The organism is Vibrio cincinnatiensis, from assembly GCF_022113815.1.
Lineage (GTDB): Bacteria > Pseudomonadota > Gammaproteobacteria > Enterobacterales > Vibrionaceae > Vibrio > Vibrio cincinnatiensis_A.
Genome location: NZ_SGOM01000007.1, coordinates 14704 through 39788, shown reverse-complemented (window position 1 = coordinate 39788; position 25085 = coordinate 14704). Strand labels below are relative to the sequence as shown.

26 protein-coding genes and 1 other RNA gene are annotated in these 25085 nt (G+C 44.1%); 9 read left to right on the top strand and 18 right to left on the bottom strand.

Annotation, left to right across the window (positions count from 1 at the left end; translation table 11 throughout):
- Positions 1-3: 3 nt before the first annotated feature.
- The 10 genes from pdxJ to rpoE form a co-directional block, all read right to left on the bottom strand.
- Positions 4-735, bottom strand: coding sequence for a pyridoxine 5'-phosphate synthase (gene pdxJ / locus EXA13_RS10290; RefSeq protein WP_238133102.1), 732 nt, complete (start codon positions 733-735; stop codon positions 4-6).
- Positions 732-1457 (bottom strand): DNA repair protein RecO, encoded by a 726-nt coding sequence (recO, locus tag EXA13_RS10285; RefSeq protein ID WP_238133101.1) that lies wholly within the window; start codon positions 1455-1457, stop codon positions 732-734. The genes pdxJ and recO overlap by 4 nt, the downstream gene beginning before the upstream one ends.
- 50 nt (positions 1458-1507) lie before the next feature.
- A complete protein-coding gene (gene era, locus EXA13_RS10280) occupies positions 1508-2479 on the bottom strand; it encodes a GTPase Era (protein ID WP_238133100.1) in 972 nt (323 codons plus the stop codon).
- Positions 2472-3149, bottom strand: coding sequence for a ribonuclease III (gene rnc / locus EXA13_RS10275; RefSeq protein ID WP_238133099.1), 678 nt, complete (start codon positions 3147-3149; stop codon positions 2472-2474). Before rnc ends, era begins: the two co-directional genes overlap by 8 nt.
- Before the next feature lie 35 nt (positions 3150-3184).
- Positions 3185-4069: a signal peptidase I gene (lepB, locus tag EXA13_RS10270; RefSeq protein WP_238133098.1), complete on the bottom strand. Its 885-nt coding sequence runs from the start codon at positions 4067-4069 to the stop codon at positions 3185-3187.
- A 91-nt stretch (positions 4070-4160) separates the two neighbouring features.
- Positions 4161-5954, bottom strand: coding sequence for a translation elongation factor 4 (gene lepA / locus EXA13_RS10265; RefSeq protein ID WP_238133227.1), 1794 nt, complete (start codon positions 5952-5954; stop codon positions 4161-4163).
- Between the two features lie 113 nt (positions 5955-6067).
- Positions 6068-6538 carry a SoxR reducing system RseC family protein gene (locus tag EXA13_RS10260; protein WP_238133097.1) on the bottom strand — a complete coding sequence of 157 codons (471 nt, stop codon included), beginning with the start codon at positions 6536-6538 and terminating at the stop codon, positions 6068-6070.
- A complete protein-coding gene (gene rseB, locus EXA13_RS10255) occupies positions 6535-7500 on the bottom strand; it encodes a sigma-E factor regulatory protein RseB (RefSeq protein WP_238133096.1) in 966 nt (321 codons plus the stop codon). Before rseB ends, EXA13_RS10260 begins: the two co-directional genes overlap by 4 nt.
- Positions 7497-8126 (bottom strand): sigma-E factor negative regulatory protein, encoded by a 630-nt coding sequence (locus EXA13_RS10250; RefSeq protein ID WP_238133095.1) that lies wholly within the window; start codon positions 8124-8126, stop codon positions 7497-7499. The genes rseB and EXA13_RS10250 overlap by 4 nt, the downstream gene beginning before the upstream one ends.
- Before the next feature lie 34 nt (positions 8127-8160).
- A complete protein-coding gene (gene rpoE, locus EXA13_RS10245) occupies positions 8161-8733 on the bottom strand; it encodes an RNA polymerase sigma factor RpoE (RefSeq protein WP_078925990.1) in 573 nt (190 codons plus the stop codon).
- Positions 8734-9274: 541 nt separating this feature from the next.
- Here rpoE and nadB point away from each other — a divergent pair.
- Positions 9275-10882 (top strand): L-aspartate oxidase, encoded by a 1608-nt coding sequence (nadB, locus tag EXA13_RS10240; protein ID WP_238133094.1) that lies wholly within the window; start codon positions 9275-9277, stop codon positions 10880-10882.
- A 2-nt stretch (positions 10883-10884) separates the two neighbouring features.
- Here nadB and EXA13_RS10235 read toward each other — a convergent pair whose 3' ends face one another.
- Complete coding sequence (locus tag EXA13_RS10235; RefSeq protein ID WP_346346950.1) at positions 10885-11208, bottom strand: protein YgfX; 324 nt, start codon at positions 11206-11208, stop codon at positions 10885-10887.
- A gap of 49 nt (positions 11209-11257) precedes the next feature.
- Entirely contained in the window at positions 11258-11518 is a 261-nt protein-coding gene (locus EXA13_RS10230) for a succinate dehydrogenase assembly factor 2 (protein ID WP_238133092.1), read from the bottom strand.
- Between the two features lie 147 nt (positions 11519-11665).
- Between EXA13_RS10230 and ygfZ the strand changes: the two genes are divergently transcribed.
- From ygfZ to EXA13_RS10215, 3 genes are all read left to right on the top strand, one after another.
- Positions 11666-12637 (top strand): tRNA-modifying protein YgfZ, encoded by a 972-nt coding sequence (gene ygfZ, locus EXA13_RS10225; RefSeq protein WP_238133091.1) that lies wholly within the window; start codon positions 11666-11668, stop codon positions 12635-12637.
- Entirely contained in the window at positions 12630-13109 is a 480-nt protein-coding gene (locus tag EXA13_RS10220) for an aminoacyl-tRNA deacylase (protein WP_238133226.1), read from the top strand. Before ygfZ ends, EXA13_RS10220 begins: the two co-directional genes overlap by 8 nt.
- 572 nt (positions 13110-13681) lie before the next feature.
- Positions 13682-13888, top strand: a complete 207-nt coding sequence (locus EXA13_RS10215; RefSeq protein WP_078925982.1) for a DUF1107 domain-containing protein — start codon at positions 13682-13684, stop codon at positions 13886-13888.
- Positions 13889-13949: 61 nt separating this feature from the next.
- Here EXA13_RS10215 and EXA13_RS10210 read toward each other — a convergent pair whose 3' ends face one another.
- From EXA13_RS10210 to EXA13_RS10200, 3 genes are read right to left on the bottom strand one after another with little or no spacing between them, the layout of a single operon-like run.
- The gene (locus EXA13_RS10210) at positions 13950-15182 is read right to left on the bottom strand and encodes an FAD-dependent 2-octaprenylphenol hydroxylase (protein ID WP_238133090.1); all 1233 of its coding nucleotides are present in this window, start codon (positions 15180-15182) and stop codon (positions 13950-13952) included.
- Positions 15183-15195: 13 nt separating this feature from the next.
- Positions 15196-16383, bottom strand: a complete 1188-nt coding sequence (gene ubiH, locus EXA13_RS10205; RefSeq protein ID WP_238133089.1) for a 2-octaprenyl-6-methoxyphenyl hydroxylase — start codon at positions 16381-16383, stop codon at positions 15196-15198.
- An 8-nt stretch (positions 16384-16391) separates the two neighbouring features.
- A complete protein-coding gene (locus EXA13_RS10200) occupies positions 16392-16964 on the bottom strand; it encodes a UPF0149 family protein (protein WP_238133225.1) in 573 nt (190 codons plus the stop codon).
- A gap of 229 nt (positions 16965-17193) precedes the next feature.
- Between EXA13_RS10200 and zapA the strand changes: the two genes are divergently transcribed.
- From zapA to serA, 5 genes are all read left to right on the top strand, one after another.
- Positions 17194-17499 (top strand): cell division protein ZapA, encoded by a 306-nt coding sequence (gene zapA / locus EXA13_RS10195; protein WP_238133088.1) that lies wholly within the window; start codon positions 17194-17196, stop codon positions 17497-17499.
- A 4-nt stretch (positions 17500-17503) separates the two neighbouring features.
- A non-coding RNA gene (gene ssrS, locus EXA13_RS10190) (6S RNA) lies at positions 17504-17687 on the top strand.
- A gap of 5 nt (positions 17688-17692) precedes the next feature.
- Positions 17693-18283, top strand: a complete 591-nt coding sequence (locus EXA13_RS10185; protein WP_238133087.1) for a 5-formyltetrahydrofolate cyclo-ligase — start codon at positions 17693-17695, stop codon at positions 18281-18283.
- Between the two features lie 117 nt (positions 18284-18400).
- Positions 18401-19057 (top strand): ribose-5-phosphate isomerase RpiA, encoded by a 657-nt coding sequence (rpiA, locus tag EXA13_RS10180; RefSeq protein ID WP_238133086.1) that lies wholly within the window; start codon positions 18401-18403, stop codon positions 19055-19057.
- A gap of 253 nt (positions 19058-19310) precedes the next feature.
- Positions 19311-20540 (top strand): phosphoglycerate dehydrogenase, encoded by a 1230-nt coding sequence (gene serA, locus EXA13_RS10175; RefSeq protein WP_238133085.1) that lies wholly within the window; start codon positions 19311-19313, stop codon positions 20538-20540.
- A 75-nt stretch (positions 20541-20615) separates the two neighbouring features.
- Here serA and ilvN read toward each other — a convergent pair whose 3' ends face one another.
- The 3 genes from ilvN to EXA13_RS10160 all read right to left on the bottom strand — a co-directional run bounded on the left by ilvN (position 20616) and on the right by EXA13_RS10160 (position 25066).
- Positions 20616-21113 carry an acetolactate synthase small subunit gene (ilvN, locus tag EXA13_RS10170; RefSeq protein ID WP_238133084.1) on the bottom strand — a complete coding sequence of 166 codons (498 nt, stop codon included), beginning with the start codon at positions 21111-21113 and terminating at the stop codon, positions 20616-20618.
- A 1-nt stretch (position 21114) separates the two neighbouring features.
- Positions 21115-22854 (bottom strand): acetolactate synthase 3 large subunit, encoded by a 1740-nt coding sequence (locus tag EXA13_RS10165; RefSeq protein ID WP_238133083.1) that lies wholly within the window; start codon positions 22852-22854, stop codon positions 21115-21117.
- Between the two features lie 406 nt (positions 22855-23260).
- Positions 23261-25066, bottom strand: coding sequence for an AMP-dependent synthetase/ligase (locus EXA13_RS10160; RefSeq protein WP_238133082.1), 1806 nt, complete (start codon positions 25064-25066; stop codon positions 23261-23263).
- Between the last annotated feature and the right edge of the window lie 19 nt (positions 25067-25085).

Below are 25085 nucleotides of genomic sequence, written 5' to 3'. Positions count from 1 at the left end.
CTCCTATTGACGAGCTGATTGCATAATGGCTCTCATCTCTGCCACCGCTTTCTCTAAACCATCAAATACAGCCCGACCAATAATAGCGTGACCAATATTTAATTCGTAAATTTCAGGAATAGCAGCAATGGCGGCAACATTATGATAAGTCAGACCATGGCCAGCATTAACGGTGATCCCTTGATCATCAGCATAAGCAGCGGCGGCCGCGACTTTTTTCAGTTCACTCTGTTGCTCATCATCACAAGTTGCATCAGCATAATGCCCCGTATGCAGCTCAATAAAAGGAGCTCCACATGCTTTAGCAGCATCAATCTGTTCTTTATCTGCATCAATAAAGAGGGAGACTTTAATCCCTGCAGCGGTCAATTTTTCAGTCGCCGCTTTGATCTTAGGAAGTTGGCCAACCACATCTAAACCGCCTTCTGTCGTTAATTCCTCACGCTTTTCTGGAACTAAACAAACAAATTCAGGTTTTGTTTGCAACGCAATTTCTACCATCTCATCCGTGACGGCCATTTCTAAATTCATACGCGTTTGGATCGTTTCACGTAAAATACGCACATCACGATCTTGAATATGGCGACGATCTTCTCGCAGGTGAATCGTGATGCCATCAGCGCCCGCTCGTTCTGCAATTTCAGCCGCATGAACAGGATCGGGATAACGGGTACCACGGGCATTACGTAATGTGGCGACATGGTCGATATTAACACCTAAAAGAATTGAGCTCATGTTCCTATACTCCGTGCTCTAGATAGCGTTGTTTGCCGGAATAGCTCCCGGCTTTTTAACGGTTTTCCACCAAGGTACGGCTTTAACGCAATGCGTGTAAAGCGCTTGGCAGCTTGTAATTGTGCTTTAGTGGTAAAGCGACGTTCGCTAATGGCGATCAATTCATCACCATAAAAGGTTAAATTATCTTGCCGAACCGATGCAATAAACCCTTTCTGTTCCCGATAACGATAAGTCATCGTGGGATCAACGGGCTCCCCTGTTCCTGCACAATGCAAAAAATCCACCCCATACCCCATCGATGCCAGTAAAGCTAATTCAAAGCGGCGTAATGCCGGCTCTGGATTGAGATTTTGTGCCAATTCCGTTAGTGCAAAAAGATAATCGTGAAACAGACCAGGACAGGGAACTTCAGGCGCAAGAATACGCCCAATCAACTCATTGACATACAATGCAGAATAAAGATTAATACCATTAAGAGGAAGCCCCAAACTAATAGGCTCAGCTTGGCGCAAGGTTTTCATCGCGCTTTTGCCTGACCATTTCAAAAGTAGTGGCGTGAAAGGTTGTAGTGCGCCTTTCAAGTTTGAGCGTTTTCCTCTTGCCCCTTTTGCCATTAGGGTCAAACGGCCAAATTCTTCACTAAAAATATCTAAAATTAAGCTAGATTCACTGTAGGGGCGGCGATGTAAGACAAAGCAACGCTGAAAACCATCAAGCATAGCGCCCCCTAAAATCAGCAATAATTTATCCGTGAATCATGGATTTATCGTTAAAGATCATCAATATAGCCTAATGAGCGTAAGGCTCGCTCATCATCAGCCCAGCCAGACTTCACTTTAACCCAGGTTTCCAGATAAACTTTTCGGCCAAATAATTCTTCCATGTCTAACCGAGCTTCTCGGCCGATCGTTTTAATTTTCTCACCGTTTTTACCGATCACCATTTTCTTTTGACCAATACGCTCAACGAGAATTAACGCATTGATATGAAAACCATCCGTTTCTGGGTTGTAATCAAACCGTTCAATTTCCACCGTAACAGAGTAAGGCAATTCTTCCCCAGTAAAACGCATCAGTTTTTCACGAATGATTTCGGATGCCATAAAGCGCTGAGAACGATCCGTAACATACTCTTCAGGAAAGTGATGCACCGCTTTAGGTAGATGCTCACGAACATGCTTATGCAGAACATCAATATTTTTGCCATGCTTAGCCGAAATCGGTACCACATCAACAAATTCCATCAATTTGGATAATGATTGCATGTGCAGCATCACTTCATTGCGATCTTTTACGTTATCGACTTTATTCACGCAAAGCACTACAGGAAAATTGGCTTGCTGTAATTTATGCAGCACCATTTCATCATCAGCCGTCCAATGTGTCCCTTCCACCACAAATAGCACCAAGTTAACATCACTCAGTGAGCTACTTGCCGCTCGGTTCATTAAACGGTTAATCGCCCGCTTTTCCTCAATATGTAACCCTGGTGTATCCACATAAATGGCTTGATAATCACCGCGGGTATCCACGCCCATAATTCTGTGACGTGTGGTTTGAGGTTTACGTGACGTAATGGAGATCTTCTGGCCCAAAATATTATTGAGCAGTGTCGACTTACCCACATTAGGGCGGCCAACAATTGCGATAAATCCGCAGTGTTGGTTTTCAGGCGAAGAAGGGGCAGCTTCTTCACCGTTAGACGCAAAATATGCATCGATATCGAATTCATTATCAGCCATGAGTTAATTGCTCCAAAGCCATTTCTGCGGCCGCTTGCTCTGCTTTACGACGGCTAGTGCCTTTCCCGATCACCGGTTTAGCAATCCCCGCTACTTCGCACGATACCGTAAACTCTTGGTTATGTGCTTCACCTTTAATGTTAGTCACATTATACAGCGGCAGTGGACTTCTTCTTCCCTGCAAGAATTCTTGTAAGCGGGTTTTCGGATCTTTTTGTGATACGCCTGGTTTAATTGCATCTAATCGGGTTTGGTACCACCCCAATATGATGGTACGAACCATCTCGATATCACTGTCTAAATAAATGGCGCCAATGATAGCTTCTACGGCATCAGCCAGAATGGAATCACGACGGAAACCACCGCTTTTCAATTCACCTGGACCTAATTTTAAGTAATCTCCTAAGCCAAACTCTCGGCCTAATTCCGCTAGCGTATTACCACGTACCAGCGTCGCACGCATACGGCTCATATCACCTTCATTAATCTTAGGAAAACGGTGATACAACTCATCAGCAATGACAAAACTTAAAATTGAATCGCCCAGAAACTCAAGACGTTCATTATGTTTTCCGTTGGCACTACGGTGAGTCAGTGCCAACTCAATCAGCATCGCATCATTAAATTGATAACAAAGCTTTGTTTCTAGTCTATTAATTGGAGAATTCATGCTCTCTCGATGTGTTACGGGCCAGTATAACTGGCCTAATTAATGCCACCGATGCGGCTAAAGCGCACTCCGGTTGGGACCCACGTGGGTAAAAAGCTGTCAGGACGACGATCAAATTCAAAGCTGATCCAAATCGCAACGGCTTTACCCACTAAATTTTCTTCTGGTACAAAGCCCCAAAAACGGCTGTCAGCACTGTTGTCACGGTTATCACCCATCACAAAATAGTGCCCTTGTGGAACAACCCATTCATTTACCCCTGAACGAGGGTGATAATCTTGCACGTTATCAATTCGCAGCGGGTTAATTAAAATATGGTGAGACTGGTCGCCCAATTGTTCATCCAACTGGATCAGTGGAATACGATTTTGAATAAACTCACTCTCAACCACATTGGATAATTTGACTGGCTGACAATGAGAGGTATTGGGCGATTGAATACAAATTTCTTTTTCTGAGCTATAACGCACGATATCGCCGGGCATGCCCACGACTCGTTTGATGTAATCGACACTCGGATTGGGTGGGTATTTAAAAACAACAATATCACCACGTTCAGGTTTGCCGGTTTCAATCAATTGGGTGCGCCAAACAGGATCTTTCAACCCATAAGCGTATTTTTCAACTAAAATGAAATCCCCCACGAGCAAGGTCGGCATCATAGAACCAGAAGGGATTTGGAAAGGTTCAAATACGAATGAGCGTAGAACGAGAACAAATGCAATCACAGGGAAGATAGACACCGAATTTTCTATCCACCATGGTTGAGGGGCTTGTTTTAACTCACAGGATTGAGTATTCACCTTTAACTCGGCAAACTTTTGCTGACGCTTTTTCTTCCACACTCCCTGTTCAAGTGCCCAGATAACCCCTGTCACGAGGGTGACAATCACCAGAATGAGTGAAAATGTATTGGCCATTACCTTCCCTTATCTAAAAATACGAAAGTGAAAGAGCCAAAGCCCTTTCACTTGAAAGTTGATGACGAACCGCTCTATCACACCGAAGCCGTTAATCTTTACCTACATGCAAAATGGCCAAGAACGCTTCTTGTGGTAACTCCACGTTACCAATTTGTTTCATGCGTTTCTTACCTTCTTTTTGTTTCTTCAACAGTTTTTTCTTACGACTGACATCACCACCATAACATTTAGCCAGTACGTTTTTACGTAACTGCTTAACGGTTGAACGGGCAATAATGTGGTTACCGATCGCAGCTTGAATCGCAATATCAAACATTTGTCGAGGGATGAATTCTTTCATCTTCTCAACCAACTGACGGCCACGTGTTTGTGCTTGATCTTTATGAGTGATGATAGCTAGAGCATCCACTTTATCGCCATTAAGTAACACATCAACTCTGACCATATCCGATGCATCAAAGCGTTGGAAACTATAGTCTAATGAAGCGTAACCTCGTGAGGTCGATTTCAAACGGTCAAAGAAATCAAGCACCACTTCTGCCATAGGAATATCATAAGTTAGTGCTACTTGGTTGCCATGATAAACCATATCAACTTGCGTACCGCGTTTCTCAACACACAAGGTAATAACACTACCAAGGTAATCAGAAGGGACAAGGATATTACAGCGTGCAATCGGTTCACGGATCTCTTCAATATCATTGATAGCAGGCAACTTCGCTGGGCTATCAACATACAGCATTTCTTTATCCGTTTTGAGCACTTCATAAACCACCGTCGGGGCAGTTGTGATCAAATCAAGATCGTATTCTCGCTCTAAACGCTCTTGAATGATCTCCATGTGTAGCATGCCGAGGAAACCACAACGGAACCCAAAACCCAATGCGGCCGATGTTTCTGGTTCATAAAACAACGAGGCATCATTGAGGCTAAGTTTGCCTAAAGCATCACGGAAGTTTTCATAATCATCAGAAGAAACAGGAAATAGGCCCGCATAGACTTGCGGCTTGACCTTTTTAAAACCCGGTAATGGCTTTTCACAACCATTTTTAGCCAGAGTTAAGGTATCCCCTACAGGAGCACCGAGGATATCTTTGATACCACAAACAACCCAACCCACTTCTCCGGTATTTAACCCAGAAGTATCAACTTGCTTAGGCGTAAAAATACCAATGCGATCTACGCCCCAGATTTGCCCGGTACTCATCACTTTGATTTTATCGTTTTTCTTCAGGCTACCGTTTTTAATCCGCACCAAAGAAACAACACCTAAGTAGTTATCAAACCACGAGTCAATAATAAGCGCTTGCAGTGGAGCCTCAGGATCACCTTCTGGTGCAGGAATCGCTGATACGATTTTTTCTAGAACATCGTCAACACCAAGCCCGGTTTTGGCTGAACAACGAACGGCGTCAATAGCATCGATACCGACAATATCTTCGATCTCTTCGGCAACTCGCTCAGGTTCCGAAGCAGGTAAATCGATTTTATTAAGAATCGGGACGACTTCGAGATCCATTTCAATGGCAGTGTAACAGTTGGCCAAAGTCTGAGCTTCCACTCCCTGACCCGCATCAACCACCAGTAGCGCGCCTTCACAAGCCGCTAAAGAACGAGATACCTCATATGAGAAATCCACGTGCCCTGGAGTATCGATAAAGTTTAGCTGGTAAGTTTCGCCATCTTTGGCTTGATAGTCGAGAGTCACACTCTGCGCTTTAATGGTGATACCACGCTCACGTTCAAGATCCATTGAATCAAGAACTTGCTCTGCCATTTCACGATCGCTCAACCCACCACATACTTGGATTAAACGGTCAGATAAGGTCGATTTACCATGATCAATGTGGGCGATAATCGAAAAATTACGAATGTGCTTCATAGGTTTGGGATGACTAAACTCTTTGCTGATTAGGGAATAAGAAACGCCACCGAAGTGGCATTTCATTTAAGTTGGCCGATTCTACCGAATTTCGCTAGGCTTCGCACCATAATTTAAAGGATGGGCTCACCAAGCACTCTCAGTAAGATCACTTCTTGGATAGAGCGTTTTGATAATCGAGTTGAATAATATCTCGCCAACATCACTCCTACGATCATGGAAAGTAAAGCACAGCCGATCACCCCGCCTTCCCCCATGTTCAGCAAAGGGGCGAGCCAAGCCTCGGCGATCACGGCTCCCGCAATCATCATCAAGAGAGGCACGAGATAAACTAAAGCTGCCGATTGCAACAAACTTTTCTCAGGAAAGCCAATTTCTATCACTTGCCCAGCTGAGACGGTTTTTTCACTGTTCAATCGCCAAGCTAATGCTTTATTACCGATGGCTTTAGAAACCATACCTGTACCGCAACTTTTTGCTGATTGACAATGGCTACAACTGGTCTGTTGCTCACAGCTTAGGTCAACCCAATACCCTGCCGAATGTCGTTCTACCGCAGTCACGGTTGCCAATGCCGTCATCATTGGCTTTTTGCTCCGACTCTTTCAAAAACCACCGATTGAGCAATGCGCTGTGCCGTTGCTGGTGGGATATCACCAACCACTGAGACCTCGTTTTCGCCACTAACAAAACTGTGTACGGTTCGACGCCCTTGACGCACTAACTGCCCTTTCAGCGAATGATCATCACGGCTCGATACATAGACAGAAAAATTAAATAACCCATCAGAAAACATTTGACTTTCAACCAATCGTTCCGTCATTGCCATACGATAACGATTCAACTCAAGCGGTTGAAAACCTTCAGGTTTCCAACCAACCGCCCAAAATGTTTGTTGTATATTACCTTTGGGTAAAGATAACACTTCAGGTAACTGAACATTATTTAACCCAGACATCAAAGGAGCTAATTTATCATTAATCGAGTACGAAATTGTGCGGTATTGCTCCAACACTTCACCATCACGATCAACTAAATCGGCCCGCAGGGGCAATGCGCTATTTTCATCAACCCACAAAACATAAGAATAGCGAAGGCCATCTTTGGGAACAATTCGCAATACCTGACAAGCCGTTCCCGCTTCACGGGCCCGTCCCATTTTAACAAAGTCATAGTATTGGCTCAGTTGTGTTACATCACTATTGAGCATTGGGATGGTAGGGGCCACCATATTGCCAGATTCAATCGTAAATGGTTCAACGCCCGGCTCAACATAACTGACTTCATTGCCACGACGAATCACTTCGCGCACAGGGCCACTCAAATAAACAAGATGGGCAAACTGCTGACTCTCTTGTCGCGCATGGCGGTAAAGCAAAGGTTCAATGCTATTTTTCTTAATCAGAATATAAGACAATTCATAATTAAGATGCTGACTGGCTTCGTTCATCTGATGCAACAAAGCCTCTGCAGAAGGTTTTTCTGCAAAGGCAGGAGTCGCATTCAAACTGAACAGTGTCAGCACACTGATCAGAATTTTTTTCATTCAATTACCGATTCAACTGGGTCTGTGTGAGGGATCAAATTCTCACTATTTAGTCTCAACTGTAGCTCATAATCTTGCAGTAACGCGTTAATGCGGCGACGTTGCTCTTGCATGTTCGCTTCACTGCTACCATGTCTTGCCACAGAATCACGCGTCAAGCTGACAGGTTCTGCAGTACCAGCAAACGGAATGGTTTGTAATACTGGTAGCTGAGCCTCTTGCGCGCTTGCACTATCGGCACCTCCATACTGCTGCACACCAATGATCACGGCAAATGAGACACTCGCAGCAATAGCCACTTGCCCCAACTGAGTCAACCAAGAAGGCAGTTGACGACGCGCTTGATCAACCTTGGGCTGAGCCTCTAATTTTGCTAAGTGGAGATCGGCCACATTATCAGCACTCGTAAACGAGGTATGCGCCGGTTCATTTTCTAATGCCAGAGCGACACTTTCAGCAATATTCCATTCTGGTTGTACGGGAGCATCACCACGCATCACATCACCAATGAGATGGTAGTTTTTCCACGTTTCGAGACTCATTGAGTCATGCTCAACTTCTTGTATGAGCACTTTATCAACCAATTCTCCATCCATGAATGCTGAAAGTTTTTCTTTGTCAGCCATTATTTTCACCATTTTTGTTACTCATTATGCGGCGCTATAAAAGCGGTTTAATTCGCTTTTCAACCGCTTCACGAGCACGGAAGATACGAGAACGCACCGTACCAACGGGGCAATCCATGACTTCTGCGATGTCTTCATAACTTAAGCCTTCTAGCTCTCGTAACGTCATCGCGGTTTTTAAATCTTCAGGCAATGCTTCTATTGCACTAAATACCGCCTGCTTTAACTCTTTGGACAACGTAATGTTTTCAGGGTTCGATATTTCTTTGAGTGCATTGCCACTTTCGTAAAATTCAGCTTCTTCAGCATCAACATCATTCGCCGGCGGCCGGCGGCTTTGCGCTACGATGTGATTTTTCGCGGTATTAACAGCAATGCGATATAGCCAAGTATAAAACGCACTCTCGCCACGAAATGTCGGGATAGCACGATAAGCTTTAATAAAGGCTTCTTGTGCAACATCCGCCACATCTCCAGAATTGCTCACATACCTAGAAATAAGATTGCAAACCTTGTTTTGATATCTCAATACCAACAGATTAAATGCTTGCTTATCTCCGTTCTGAACTCGCTCAATCAACACTTGATCGGTCAGTTGATCGTTCATTCGAGCGGTTACTCCTATTGTTATCTCCCTTACCTTCTCAGATATGGACTCTAATTATGCAGAATGTTGTCTTGACACCACTGCCTACATGAGCACTATTGTGACTCAATAAGTGAGGAAAAGTTCAAATATAAGGTAAAATATTTTCCCTTAATGCGACGGTATTATGCCGTTGCGGATTCAAGACCCATACTAAACTCACTTTGCTTCTCTTGCTTTAGTCAACATTAACGATCGACACCTACAAATTGTGGGGATAGCCTTTAAAAAAGACAATAGCATTTACAAAGTATTGCCCTTAGCAGCAAAATAGCCGGATCCCCTATTTTCGTTTCAGTGGGTATGACTATGCTTTAATTCCCTCATGCCTGACGAGGCAGGTCAGCGCGGAGATCTTGGGCAGAAATAAACGGACTCACGTAGCTTGATTCACTCTCGCTAGTTGGCCTAGTAACACCACTAACGACCGGAATACAACTCGTGTTTTATTTTAATCTAGAGTAGGAACACTCTACTTTAAGTTCAGGAAGTTAACCATCTTATGAACGTAAATCGAGAACATCAATGCGATGTGTTAGTCGTAGGCAGCGGTGCTGCTGGATTATCTTTAGCGCTACAAGTTGCAGCACACTGCAACGTGATCGTATTGAGTAAAGGACCTCGTAGCGAGGGGGCAACCTATTATGCACAAGGCGGCATTGCTGCCGTTTTTGATGAATCCGACAGTATTGAATCCCATGTTCAAGATACTTTGATTGCGGGAGCTGGAATTTGTAATCAAGAAACGGTTCAATTTATTGCCGAACATGCCAAAGAATGTGTTCAGTGGTTAATTGATGGTGGTGTTCCCTTTGATCGGGAAGAAAATGACGATGATGAACACCCTCGCTATCATTTAACCCGAGAAGGTGGACACAGTCACCGACGCATTCTACATGCCGCCGATGCCACAGGCATGGCCATGCAAACATCCTTGCAAGATAATGTTCATAATCATCCTAACATTCGGTTGTTCGAACGTTACAACGCCCTAGATTTAATTACCGAAGATAAAATCGGAGGGGATGCGAACAAGGTTGTTGGAGCCTATGTTTGGAACCGTAATGTGGAACATGTTGAAACCATTCGTGCAAAATTTGTGGTATTGGCGACGGGCGGATCGTCCAAAGTCTATCAATATACCTCAAACCCCGATGTTTCTTCCGGAGATGGTATTGCAATGGCTTGGCGAGCTGGCTGCCGAGTTGCTAACCTTGAGTTCAATCAGTTCCACCCGACATGCTTATACCATCCAGAAGCGCGTAATTTCTTACTCACTGAAGCCTTACGTGGTGAAGGGGCCTATCTTCGCCGTCCGGATGGCTCACGATTTATGCCAGACTTTGATGAACGCGCTGAATTAGCGCCACGTGATATTGTTGCTCGTGCGATCGACTATGAGATGAAACGCTTAGGCGCAGACTGCATGTATTTAGACATCAGTCATAAACCTGCTGAATTTATTGAAAAACACTTCCCTACCATTTATACCCGTTTGATGGATCTTGGCATTGATATGACCAAAGAACCGATTCCTATCGTTCCCGCCGCCCACTATACCTGTGGGGGGGTGATGATCAACCAACAGGGGCAGACGGATCTTGATCAACTGTATGCCATTGGTGAAGTCAGTTATACCGGTTTACACGGAGCAAACCGTATGGCCTCAAACTCATTACTGGAGTGCGTGGTTTATGCTTGGTCTGCTGCACAAGATATTCTTCGCCGCTACCCAAGCGCACAAATGCCTAGATCACTACCAAACTGGGACGAAAGTAAGGTAACGTGCTCAGATGAAGAAGTGGTCATTCAGCATAACTGGCACGAACTTCGCCTATTTATGTGGGATTACATGGGCATCGTTCGAACCGATAAACGTCTAGAACGAGCATTACGTCGCATTCAACTACTGCAGCAAGAAACCCACGAGTATTACAGTAACTTCCGCGTTTCCAATAACTTGTTAGAACTGCGTAACCTACTGCAAGTGGCAGAATTGATGGTTCGGTGTGCCATGCTGCGTAAAGAGAGCCGAGGCCTGCACTACACATTAGATTATCCCGATCTATTAGAAAATAGCGGCCCCACCATCCTTACTCCAGAGAAATAACCTTAACGGGAGCGATACTGCTCCCGTTTTAATTTCACCAATAGCTGCCGGTAATCATTCTCATGACAACTATCTCGCCACAATAACCAGCATTTCCCCTTCCCTTGAATCATCAAAAATACATGCCGATAAAGAAAGTCAACTTGTTGAAAAACAAAGTCCTGCTCACCCACACGCAGTTTTCCTGAACAATCAATGTCAACCTCACCTTGTAAAGATGCTGGAAGCCAACTCAATAATGGACAAGAAAACAAAAGAGCGAACATCACAATGCTCACAACTAGCGGAATCGGGGAAACCAATATCGCCCATACCAAAACTGCCAACAGGGAGAAGGCGATGATACGAGCGAGAAAAGAGGGCTGCAAATAAAGCTTAACGGACCTTGCTAAGATTATGTGCGACAATTTTGTCTACCATTGCGGCATGGCCTAAGTTTTCTGAACGACCATGTCCCATAATCCAAGTGAAAAGGTCGGGATCATCACATTCAAGTAACGAGACAAAATCTTTCTGCTCTGACTCGTTTAATGACTCAAAACACTCTTCAAAAAACGGCATAATAACCACATCAAGTTCAAGCATTCCACGTCGGCATGCCCATTTGATGCGCGCTTTTTCTTCCGCAGCGTACATTGGCTTTCCTCACCTTATGTTTATTTGCGCCAAGTGTAACAACCAATGTTAAATTCAACTAGTAGCTTAGTCACAGTCCCTGTTCAAGCTGACAAAAAAGTTGATCCAGATTAACATAATGGAAAGCGTCTCACTTAGGTGAAAGATATGAACGGGAAAAACACATTTACAACTCTACATATAAACAGCAATGCTCCTCTGCCAGAACTGATGATTAGTCATTTACCCCATTGGGGAGCCATTGAACTATCAGGAGCCGACAAAAAAGCTTACCTGCAAGGCCAAGTGACTTGTAATGTTGTGAGCTTAGAGGCCGGACAAAGCTGTTGGGGAGCACACTGCGATGCGAAGGGAAAAGTGTGGTCTGCTTTTCGCCTGTTTCATCATCGTGATGGCTATGCCATGTTTCAACCTAAATCAGCGATTGAAGCAGAGCTACGCGAACTGAAAAAATACGCCATTTTCTCCAAAGTTGAAATAACAGAAAGTTCAGATGTCGCTCTTGGCGTTATGGGAACTGGCGCTGAGGACTTGATCAATCAATTCACCTCTAGCCGAGAAAACGTTCGGCCATTACCCTCAGGGAGTGCGGTCAAAATCGATGACCAACGCTGGTTATTGTTGTTAGAAGAGTCGGCGGCGGAGGAATGGTTCAATAACTGTACAGCAAGCAAAGTGGATGCGGCTATGTGGACCTATTTTGATATTCAACAAGCGCAGCCCATTGTTGAAAATAGCGAACAGAATACACATATTCCACAAGCATTGAACTTACAAGCACTGGGTGGGATCAGCTTTACAAAAGGCTGTTATACCGGGCAAGAAACCGTCGCCCGAGCCAAATACCGTGGAATGAACAAGCGGGCAATGTATATCGTACAAGGCAACACTCAGCAGCCACTCAGCCAAGGTAAAGCACACGCATTAGAACGTGCTGTCGGTGAAAACTGGCGCAATGCTGGAACACTCATGGCTCACTATAATTTTGCCGACCAGACAGCAATTGGGTTAATTGTCCTCCCCAATGACCTCGAAGTTGAAACCGAATTAAGGCTGACCGATCAGCCAGAAACTCGCTGGTCAATACGCCCATTGCCTTATGCATTAGATGATGAATAAGCCATTCTCGACCCCAATCACGCAGTATCTAGAAAAGCACAATATTGCCTACCGGCTACTGCCGCATAAAACGGCCACGATAACCATCGAGGAAACCGCACGCCAGCGTGGAATTCTTGCCAGTCAAATGGTCAAAACTTTACTACTGCGTGATATGGGAGATCGCCTTGCGTTGGCCTGCACACCCGGCGATTGTTCCGTCGATCCTAAAAAAGTACGTCAAGTACTAGCATGGCGACGCATGACCTGCGTCGATCGCTCTCAAGTTGAACGCTTTACTGGATATTCGATTGGCACCGTAACCCCACTGTGCCTTAAAACCGCGATGCCAATCCTCTTTGATCACGCCATTTTACAGCACTCAACTGTCACTATCAGTAGTGGCTCCCCCTTAGCTGGCATTGCTTTATCGGTGCAGGATTTAATTCAATTATGCCAGCCAATGTTTGCTCATATTCAGCGAACAACATAGGCTGAAAATATTGTAATCGATGGCAAAATATCGTGACTTACTGCAAATTTTCCTCATTTACCCAGTGAATCTTTAATCACATTAAAAACATAAATAGTCGATTAATCTTTTTTAGTTTACTCTTCGCTCGTTGGTTAACACAAAGCTGAACTTGAATTTTGCCTGTTTTAACCAATAAAAAGTGCATCGACTGATCATTTCAGGATATCCACTTTTTGTGTAATGCATCTGTGACTAATTTTGCCCACAAATTTCTGTGGGCTTTTTTTTACAAAACACCAACATCACCATTACCTTTTTCCTTTTACTTCCGCTATTCTTAAAACTGTCATATTGATTTGGCTTAATAAGGCCGCGTCAATTTATCCGTCTCATATTGTATTGATGGATGAAAGATGAAGCGATGCTTATGTCGAGGAGCCTTCTGCCTTTGAAAGGAGGCATTTTGTCGATATCAGCACAAATCACTAAAGAAATTCACTATCACTTTGGATATATCTGGCTAAATCACAGTATTGCTTAGCGATTTAACTTACACTAAGTGAAATAAGGACAACAAAAAGGATCGAAGTATGAGATTGTTTAAGCGCTATACCCCCAGTATGATTGCTAAACACGTAAGTCGTCTTTTTAAGGGAAGAATCTATATCTATGGTGTCGGTAAATTTGAGTTTGATAATGGGAAACTCATTCTTCCTGAGCGCGCAGAACAGCGGCATTATCAGACCGTCAATGAAGTCAACCAAGAAATCCGACGCTTACGCTGTGCTTATGCTTGATCAAGATTGAAAACAAAACAGGGTTGGCTAATGCCAACCCTGTTTTGTTTTAGCCAGAAGATCATTCGTGATCATAAGCCATCGCTTGCCTTTTCGCTAACTCAGGTAACTCACCTTTTAGCCCCAAGGTATGCTGCATGATTTCTTCTTTTACACCTGGTAGTTGTCCTGCAAGACGCATCCCAATACCACGAATCAGTTTTTTCGCAGGGTTGCTTCCAGCAAATAAATCTTTAAATCCTTGCATTGCCGCAATCATTTTGGCCGCTTCTGCTTTCCGCCAGCGCTCATAATGACGTAAATTGCGCGAATGACCGATATCTAAACCTTGTTGCCACACCGCCAACACTTCCTGCACTAAACTCGCAGCATCGAGCAAACCGAGGTTAACTCCTTGCCCGGCTAGTGGATGAATGGTGTGAGCGGCATCGCCCACTAAAGCAATACGTTCGCTGATAAAATCACGAGCATAACGTGCTTTTAATGGAACCGAATATCGCTGCCCAACAAGTTCACATAAGCCAAGTCGCCCATCAAATTCAGCGGTAAGTGCTTTATTAAATGTTGACACATCCATGGCCATTAAACGCTCAGCTCGACTAGGTTCGGTTGACCACACAATAGAACTCATCTGTGGATCAGACATAGGAAGAAAAGCCAATGGACCTTGCGGAGTAAAGATCTGTCTTGCTACCCCATTGTGAAGCTCACGGGTACGAATATTCGCCACTAGAGCACTGTGTCCATAATCCCAGTGGGTAAGCGGAATATCGATTTGGCGGCGAACCCAAGAATTGGCTCCATCAGCCCCAACCACCAGCTTAGCAGTCAATGACTGACCATTGCTTAACGTTAGCCAGGCTTCACTTTCACCCATGGCGAGATTTTGGCATTGGGCGGGCATAAACAGACTTACATTGGCTTGTTGCTTAACTTGATCCAATAAGGCTAATTGAATCACTCGATTTTCAACAATATGCCCCAGATTAGGCTGGGTCAGTTGCTGAGCATGAAACTCAATTCGAGCAAAACTGTCTTGCTCCCAAACTTCCATGGCATGATAAGGAGCAGCGCGGCGCTTTATGATCCCATCCCAAGCATTCAAGTTTTTCAAGATCGTTTCGCTAGCACGACTCAAGGCGGAAACGCGGACATCAGGGAGCGGATCGAGCCCCGCTTTCGGAATATGGCTTTCAATAACTGCGATTCTCAAATCAGAATCTTTAAATGCAGCCGCAAGCGCAAGCCCTACCATTCCGCCACCAACAATGGCAATATCCACACTTTGCATCATAAATTTGTACCTTTTATCGATTCACCACACCAAGAGTGCGTTGAAGCAAGGGCATGTTTAAAAATGGAACGCTGTCCATTGCCGCTAAACCGAGATTACGCGCAATACGAAGGCTCAGCCAATCATTAGAAAAGAGATGAACCAACGTTGATGTCAACTGGATCGTCGAGCAACGATCCGCTTCTCGACGCAGACGAAAACGGTTCAATGTTTGGTAATCCCCCACTGGATCACCACAAGTGATCTCCTCTGCCAAACTGGCAATATCTCGGATACCTAAATTGAACCCTTGCCCTGCAATCGGATGTAAGGTTTGGGCGGCATTACCCACCATAGCAAAGCGATGAGAGATCATATTTTCTCGATAACGAAGCAATAATGGGTAGCAGCTGCGCTCCCCGACTTGAATAAAACGCCCTAAGCGCCAACCAAAATCTTGCTGTAATTTATCCAGAAAGCTGGAATCATCCATCTTCATAACTTGCTGCGCATCAGCAGTAGACAGACACCAAACTAATGATAAACGGTTTTCACTCATCGGAAGCAAAGCTAAGGGGCCGGAGGAAGTAAAGCGTTCAAACGCACGTCCTTGATGACGTTGATTCGTTTGCACATTAGCAATGATCGCTACCTGATGAAAATCCTGCTCTTGCAACGGAAAACCCAGTTTCTCACAACACGTCGACATCGTGCCATCAGCGGCAACTAACAGTTTCCCGACGATAATAGATTGATTCGACAACGTCACCGAAACCGACTCTAATGTGCGAGAGATATGAGTAACACTGACTGGACAATACTGAGTAATGTTTGGACATTGCGCCATTTTTTCAGCATATAAACGCCCTACTCGCGCCAACTCAACCACATAGCCCAACGCATCCAGTTTAAGTGATTGAGCATGAATGTCTGTCATACCAGCATGAGAACGATCCGAAACATGAATATCTGTGATGGCGGTGGCTAAAGGGCGAATCCTCTCCCACAGCCCCCATTGCTCCAATAAGGCTACCGTGCCATAAGAAAGAGCAATCGAACGAGCATCAAACCCGGGATGAGCATGATGATCAACAGGAAAAGCTTCAATCACTGCAATAGACAAAGCGCCTTGACTCAAAGCATTCAATGCCAGAGCCAGAGTCGCCCCCGCCATTGCTCCGCCAGCAATGATAACATCGAAAGATTGCTCGTTACTCACCATAACCTCACTTAGTGAATCATAGGCTTAGTTACGGGTTCAGACTTACTGAACTCAAGGTGTAGCGTAAAAACACACGCTTTGATGTGCTCAATCACTTGTTCTAACAACAGAGCTTGTTGCTGTAAATCATCGTCTTCATCGATGGCTAATTTGGCGATTTCTTCTAAATCCTGTAACGCTTCTTTCGCATCTGCAGACACACCCGTTAAATTGACGGCCGCTAAACCTAGGCCAGAAATAAAGTGGTTAACCCAATCGATCACACCATCGGCAAACTGGAACAAGGCCTCACTATCATGATTAACTGGAACTAACAGCGTTAATTTAAAATCACGACCAGCTAATTCATGATGAGTGGCTAAAAACAATTGCTTCGCTTGCTCTAATGCTTGTGTAGGCCAGCCCATGCCATCATTAGTGTAATCAAAAATCAACGGCTGCCAGCTTGAATCATCAACACTTAATCCTCCCGCTAGCATTCCCGCTAATAAACCATGCAGCTCGGCAGGATTAATCCCCAACGAGGCCGATTGTAGATCACTCGCTAATTGGTTATAACTGGGAAAAGTCGCTTCACTCATAATCACTTCATCTTGGTAAATAAACGCCATCCTACCACTTCAGCGTTTAACCGAAAACGCTCATATGACTAGCTTTTGCGCAAATTGCCCAATAAGTAGTTTTTTATGCATCAATTCATGCTTATCCGCGTGAAAAGCTTGAATCTTAGTAGCGCTTTACCTATAGTTTGCCCCTCGATGGTTTGGCGATTGCCCCCATCTTTAGTTACGCGAATAGAGTTCACTTATCATGAGTAATCAAGCGGTTGACGTAGAAATATTAGGCAAAGTAACCCGAGTTAATTGTCCCAGTGGGCAAGAAAGCTCTTTGATACGTGCCGCACAAGATCTTGATCAACGATTGAAAGATATGGCCGAACGTACTAAGGTAACCAATGAGGTTAAGTTACTCACTATCGCAGCATTGAATATTTGCTACGAATTACAAACTGAGCGACAAAAACAAAATGATCAGCAGTTGCAATTGAATCGGCGAGTGGATGAACTCACGGAGTCATTGCAAGCCGCGCTCAATAAAGTACAGCAAGGTAGCTAAAAGTTTTACCCTGGAGTGTTCGTCAGCGGATGTAAGTCCCTGAGCCGATAAGCAACACCAAAGGGTTAGTATTTGGTCGCTATTGAGCAAGCTCGGCTCGTACCGAGAAGCCTACGGTAGCCATTGCTAATCCGCCTTGAACCAGCTGGTTCAAGGGCCACAATCCTCAACGGCACTCTGGGGTTCCCTAATTATGTCACCAACTCGTCAAGCTCTCCGTCAACATATCCGCCAACGACGCAATCAACTGCCCAGTGACGTGCAATTTCAGGCAAGCCAAGATTTAATCCACCGAGCAGCCCAACAAGCGGAATTCAAACACAGTCAACACATTGCTTTATACCTTTCAACCGATGGTGAGCTCGATACAATGCCACTCATCAAATGGTTATGGGCGCAAGGAAAATCCGTCTACCTCCCTGTGTTACACCCATTTTCCAAAGGACACCTGCTCTTTTTGCATTACCAATTTGATACTCCAATGGCTTATAACCAATATGGCATTATTGAGCCTAAATTAAATAAGCAGTTAGTGAAACCGGTTAAAGAGTTAGATCTTATCTGCACACCACTGGTGGCTTTTGATGCACAAGGGCACCGGCTTGGCATGGGGGGAGGCTACTACGATCGCACACTCTCAACATGGTTTCACTCCGGACAAGGAGCCAAGCCGATCGGTTTGGCTCATGATTGTCAATATGTTGAAACATTACCGACCGAAAGCTGGGATATCCCTCTGCCTAAAATTGTGACACCTACTCGCTCTTGGCAGTGGAAAGCGTGAACTCGGTTCTCGTTATCTGAGTGAATAGTCACCATCACCAGTACATCTGTCAGTTTTTTGAGTATATAATCGCGCCGCACACGCATTAACTCATTAAACCATGATCAGGAGATAGGCATGACTCAAGATGAGATGAAAAAAGCCGCCGGTTGGGCTGCACTGAAATACGTAAAGAAAGGCAGTATTGTTGGCGTAGGAACCGGTTCAACGGTCAATCACTTCATCGATGCACTGGGTTCTATCAAAGATGACCTAATAGGTGCAGTATCCAGCTCTATCGCTTCCACCGAAAAACTCCAAGCGCTTGGGATCAAAATCTACGACTGCAACGATATCGAGCAGTTAGACATTTATGTCGATGGGGCTGATGAAATTAACCCAGAACGAGCCATGATCAAAGGCGGTGGCGCAGCCCTGACTCGTGAAAAAATTGTCGCAGCCATTGCCAACAAATTTATCTGTATCGTCGATGGCACCAAAGCCGTTGACGTTTTAGGCACATTCCCCCTCCCAGTTGAAGTGATCCCCATGGCTCGCACTTATGTGACCAGAGAGCTGACCAAATTAGGTGGCTCCCCTACCTATCGTGAAGGCGTGGTCACAGATAATGGCAATATTATTCTTGATGTCCATAACTTGCACATTAGCGATCCTAAAACATTAGAAAGCCAGATCAATGCGATTACCGGGGTCGTCACGAATGGCTTATTTGCTCATCGTGGAGCTGACGTGGTGATTACCGGTACAGAACAAGGTGCGAAAATCGAAGAATAAGATTGATAAAATCTCCATTTTTCTGTTATTTGATTACAAACGGCACTCCAAGTGCCGTTTTTTGTTCTTTTTCTATAAGAAAATTATTTCTTATTACGTAATTTCCTTACCCAAATGACAAAATATTTGTTAGTTTAATGGAGTAAAGTAACACAAGGAAAACGTTTGCGTTGAATAAAACAAGTCAAATAATCGACGTTTCACTTGACGTTTGCTTTATTAGCCCACCATCCCATATTTAAGGACGAGAATAATGGCCAAAGTTTCACTGGAAAAAGACAAAATCAAGATCCTACTCCTTGAAGGACTTCATCCATCATCAGTAGAAGTTTTGCAAGCTGCTGGCTATAGCAACATTGAGTACCACAAAGGCTCTTTAGAAGAAGCCGAACTCATCGAAGCCATCCAAGATGTGCATTTTATTGGTATTCGCTCCCGCACCAATTTGACAGAAAAAGTCATCAACTCCGCGAATAAATTGGTTGCGATCGGCTGCTTCTGTATTGGTACTAACCAAGTAAACCTCGAGGCGGCAGCGAAACGAGGTATCCCAGTCTTTAATGCTCCCTTCTCCAATACTCGAAGTGTGGCAGAACTAGTATTAGGTGAGATCCTTCTTCTGCTACGTGGCATTCCTGAAAAAAATGCCCTTGCTCACCGTGGGATCTGGAAAAAAAGTGCCGATAACTCTTATGAAGCTCGTGGCAAATCTTTAGGTATTGTGGGTTATGGGCACATTGGTACGCAGTTAGGCATTATTGCTGAAAACTTAGGGATGCGTGTTTATTTTTATGACATTGAAAATAAACTTTCATTAGGCAATGCCACTCAGGTCCATACCATGAGCGAGCTGCTTAACAAGTGTGATGTCATTTCTTTGCATGTCCCAGAGACTCCAGAAACCAAGAATATGATGGGTAAAGAAGAGTTTGCTCGTATGAAACCTGGCTCTATCTTTATTAACGCTGCACGGGGAACGGTGGTTGATATTCCAGCCTTATGCGATGCATTAGAATCTGGACACATTGCTGGAGCAGCGGTCGATGTTTTCCCTGTCGAACCTGGCTCAAACAAAGAAGTTTTTGAATCACCACTCATCGAGTTTGACAATGTACTACTCACTCCACATGTCGGCGGCTCTACTCAAGAAGCGCAAGAAAACATTGGAATTGAAGTAGCAGGAAAACTGGCTAAGTACTCAGATAATGGTTCAACGCTCTCTAGTGTTAACTTCCCTGAAGTCTCACTACCACAGCATCGAGACTGCTCACGTCTGCTGCATATTCATGAGAACCGCCCAGGTATTCTGACTCAAATTAACACGATTTTTGCGCAAGACGGTATTAACGTGGCAGCACAATACTTGCAAACCAACGCAACCATCGGATATGTAGTGATTGAAGTTGAAACCGCTCGTTCAGCAGAAGCTTTGGCTAAGCTGAAGAGTATTGATGGCACTATCCGCGCTCGTATTTTGCACTAAGCTTAATGCGTACAACAAAAAACCAGCCTTTGTCATTGGCTGGTTTTTTTATTGATGATGCTGATATAAAAACGCTTACTGGCCGCGCAACGCTCGTTCTCCTCGCGTCATCCCAACCACACCACTTCGAGCGACTTCAATTACATCCGTAATTTCAGAAATAGCATCAATAAAGGCATCTAATTTATCACTGGTTCCGGTTAACTGAACGGTATATTGTGCCGAAGTCACATCAACAATTTGCCCACGAAAAATATCCGCTGTCCGTTTCACTTCAGCCCGAGCAAAACCACTGGCTTTGACTTTTACCAGCATCAGTTCTCGTTCAATATGCTCAAACTCTGAGACTTCCTGAACTTTTAACACATCAATGAGCTTATGCAGCTGCTTTTGGATCTGCTCTAGTTGCATTTCATCTGAGGTGGTGGTGATCGTTAGCCGCGACAAGGTTTCATCATCCGTTGGAGAAACGTTAAGTGTTTCAATGTTATAGCCGCGCTGAGAGAACAAGCCAACCACCCGAGATAATGCACCAGGCTGGTTTTCTAATAGTAATGAAATAATGTATCTCATATTAAGTTCTCTCCGTTTTGCTTAGCCACATTTTATCCATTCCTTCGCCTTTGATCTGCATAGGATAAACATGCTCGGTTTCATCCACATTGATATCCACAAATACCAAACGATCTTTCATTTCCAAAGCTTGTTTTAGTCCTGCTTCTAGTTCACTCGGATCTGAAATTCGGATCCCCACATGCCCATAAGCTTCAGCTATCGCGGCAAAATCAGGAACGGAACTCATATAAGAGTTGGAATGACGTCCTTGATAAATAATATCTTGCCACTGTTTCACCATACCTAAGAAACGGTTGTTTAAGTTAATGATCTTCACTGGAATATCATACTGCAGTGCTGTCGAGAGCTCTTGAATATTCATTTGAATGCTACCATCTCCCGTCACAACGACAACATCCTCATCCGGTAAAGCAAACTTCACCCCCATTCCAGCAGGTAACCCAAATCCCATCGTGCCAAGACCACCCGAATTAATCCACTGACGAGGCTTATCAAAAGGATAATAGAGCGCAGCAAACATCTGATGTTGGCCCACATCTGAAGCAACATAGGCTTGGCCTTTAGTCAACTTAAATAGAGTTTCAATGACTTGTTGAGGCTTAATTCGCTCAGCCGATTTCTCATAACTCAAGCATTGACGCTCACGCCAGCCTTGGATGTCATTCCACCATAGTTCTATAGCTTGGCTATCATTCCCTTCTGCTTGCTCTTCGAGCAATTTAAGCATGGTTTCTAGAACCTGATCGGCTGAGCCCACAATGGGTAAATCCACTTTGACGTTCTTGGAGATCGAAGAAGGGTCAATATCAATCTGCATGACTTTGGCATTCGGGCAATATTTTTCTAGATTATTGGTGGTACGATCATCAAAACGAACCCCAACGCCAAAGATCAAATCGGCATTATGCATCGCCATATTGGCTTCATATACCCCATGCATGCCAAGCATACCAAGGAAATTTTCATGTGTGCCAGGGAAAGCCCCTAGCCCCATCAATGTACTCACAACGGGCAGATTTAACGCCTCAGCCAGTTGACGAATTTGCTTATCTGCATGTGAAATAATTGCCCCACCACCAATGTACAACACTGGTTTTTTGGCCGCTAATAATGCTTTTAACGCTTTCTTAATTTGCCCTTTATGCCCAGAAGTCGTAGGGTTATACGAGCGCATTTTAATCGTTTCTGGATACTGATAAGGAAATTTTATCAACGGATTCATGACATCTTTAGGAAGGTCAATCACCACTGGTCCGGGGCGACCCGTTGAGGCAATATAAAAAGCTTTTTTAATGGTTTCAGGAATATCCTGCGCATCTTTCACCAAAAAACTGTGTTTTACGATAGGGCGAGAAACACCAACAATATCGCACTCCTGAAAGGCATCATTACCAATCAAGTTGGTCGCAACGTTACCCGAAATCACAATCATTGGAATGGAATCCATATAAGCTGTGGCAATGCCTGTCACGGTATTAGTGGCTCCGGGGCCAGAGCAAACCAGTACAACTCCCGGTTTACCTGTGGCTCGGGCATAACCATCAGCCATATGGGTTGCCGCTTGCTCATGACGAACAAGAACATGTTTAATTTTATCGGTTTTTTCGTGCAGAGCGTCATAGATATCAAGCACCGATCCACCGGGATAGCCAAAAATCTGTTCTACGCCTTCTTCGATCAGAGATTGAACCACCATCTCTGCACCAGATAACATTTCTGTACTGGGTAACATTGTCATTTTTTCTCCTTACCCTTTCTCACCACAAGGTCAGTGGATGAGCGAGGTCTTACATAGTCTAGGGCTTATTCGTAGCCTAATTCGAAAACACTCCGCTTTCGGCTATGTCCTGCACCAGTCATAACCAGTGCGAGGTAACGCAACAACTTTACCCCTTTCTTTTTCATCGGTCTAACCACTCAAACCGCACATTTTTTAACAATATAAGGGAAAAAACGGATAGAGAGGATTCAATACCGGACAAGTGCTTATAGCCAGAGATAAAAACAGTTAAGTTATGAAAAAAAAGAGTAATATTTTATGAGGAAAAGAATAAAGAGGGGAAATACATCTGTTTTTAGGGGAGAAACCATCGACCAAAGCAATAGAAAATCGTCAGCAATTGGTCGATGGAATAAAAAAGCCGCTAATCTTTGGGTTTATCGTGATACATTTCTTCGATTTCTTGCTGATATCGATCATTAATCACTTTACGGCGCAACTTTTGTGTTGGTGTAAGTTCGCCTTCATCCATAGAAAAAGCTTTTGGCAGTAATTTAAATTTCTTTACTTGCTCAAATTTTGCTAAGCCTTGTTGAAGTTCATTGACTCGTTTTTCAAATAACTCAATGATTTGATTATGTTTAAGCAATTCAATCCGATCATGATATTTGATATTTAACTCTTTGGCATACGTTTCAAGCGTATCAAAACAAGGAACAATCAGAGCTGAAACAAATTTACGGGTATCGGCAATCACAGCAATCTGTTCTATAAAATGATCTTTACCGATCGCGCCTTCAACGACTTGCGGTGCGATGTATTTTCCGCCCGATGTTTTCATTAACTCTTTAATACGATCGGTGATAAAGAGATTACCCTTTTCGTCGATATACCCCGCATCGCCAGTTTTTAAAAAACCGTGTTCATCAAAGCTTTGTTCTGTCTCTTCCGGCATTTTATAGTAGCCACGCATCACCATCGGCCCACGCACTAAAATTTCATTATTCGCACCGATCTTAACCTGAACTCCCGGCATGGAGAGTCCAATCGAATCGGGATTAAAAACATGATCATCCCAGCAAGAAATTGTGGCCGTGGTTTCAGTCATGCCATAACCGAGCTTGACGTTAATACCAATGGCATGGAAAAAGCGACCAATCGTCTCATCTAATTTAGCACCACCACAAGGCATGAAGTGAATTCTACCACCAAGCAATCCACGCAGCTTTGATAGAACTAACTTATCCGCCCAACCATAGCTGTACTGTAAGAAAAACGACGGCTGGCGTTTTTCTTGTTTGCATAACGCCATCTTCGCCCCCATGTTCACCGCCCAAGTAAACAGAGCTTTACGATGAAATGGCGCTTTCGCTACTTTTTCATGTATGGCAGAGAAGATTTTTTCGTAAAAACGCGGTACGGCACACATGACGGTTGGCCGAATTTCCGATAATGCCTCGCGGACTAATCCCACCTCTTGTAAATAACAATTGGTTGCCCCTTTATAGAGAACATAACAGGTCCAAGCTCGTTCAAAAACATGGGAAAGTGGCAAAAAGCACAAAGAGATATCCTGACTAGATAGGCTTAACCGTTGATCATGCCCTTCCAATTGAGCGCCGATATTTCGATAATCGATCATGACCCCTTTAGGTTGCCCTGTCGTACCCGAGGTGTAAATCAAGGTATAAAGATCATCATAATTTGCAGCCGCCAAACGCGCAGTTAACTCTGCTTCTTGGAGAGCGGAGCCTTGTGCAATAAAATCTTCCCAAGAGAAGGCATGCACGAATCCTTTCAGATCAACCTGATCATTCATAACCACAATTAGTTGCAGCTGTTCACACTGTTCAAAAATCGACAATGCCGCATCATATTGTGGTTGATCCCCCACAAACAGAATTTTTACATCTGCATTTTGTAAGATATAAGCCGATTGATCTGGCGTATTGGTGGGATAAATAGGCACCGTGACTAATCTAGCTTGTAAAGCAGCAAAATCAGCAATCGTCCATTTCGGCATATTGGAGGAAAAGATACCGATTTTATCTTGAATACCCAGTCCAAAAGATAATAGAGCTAAAGAGACCTGATCAATTTGCTGGCCAAACTCATTCCAACTGATCCCTTGCCACTCGTTATCTACTTTATGTCGTAACGCAATACGATTTCCGCCAAGAGAGACTTGCTCTTTAATGCATTTGACAATATGAAAATCTAAATTGACCATTTCTCTTACCTTTGGCTTA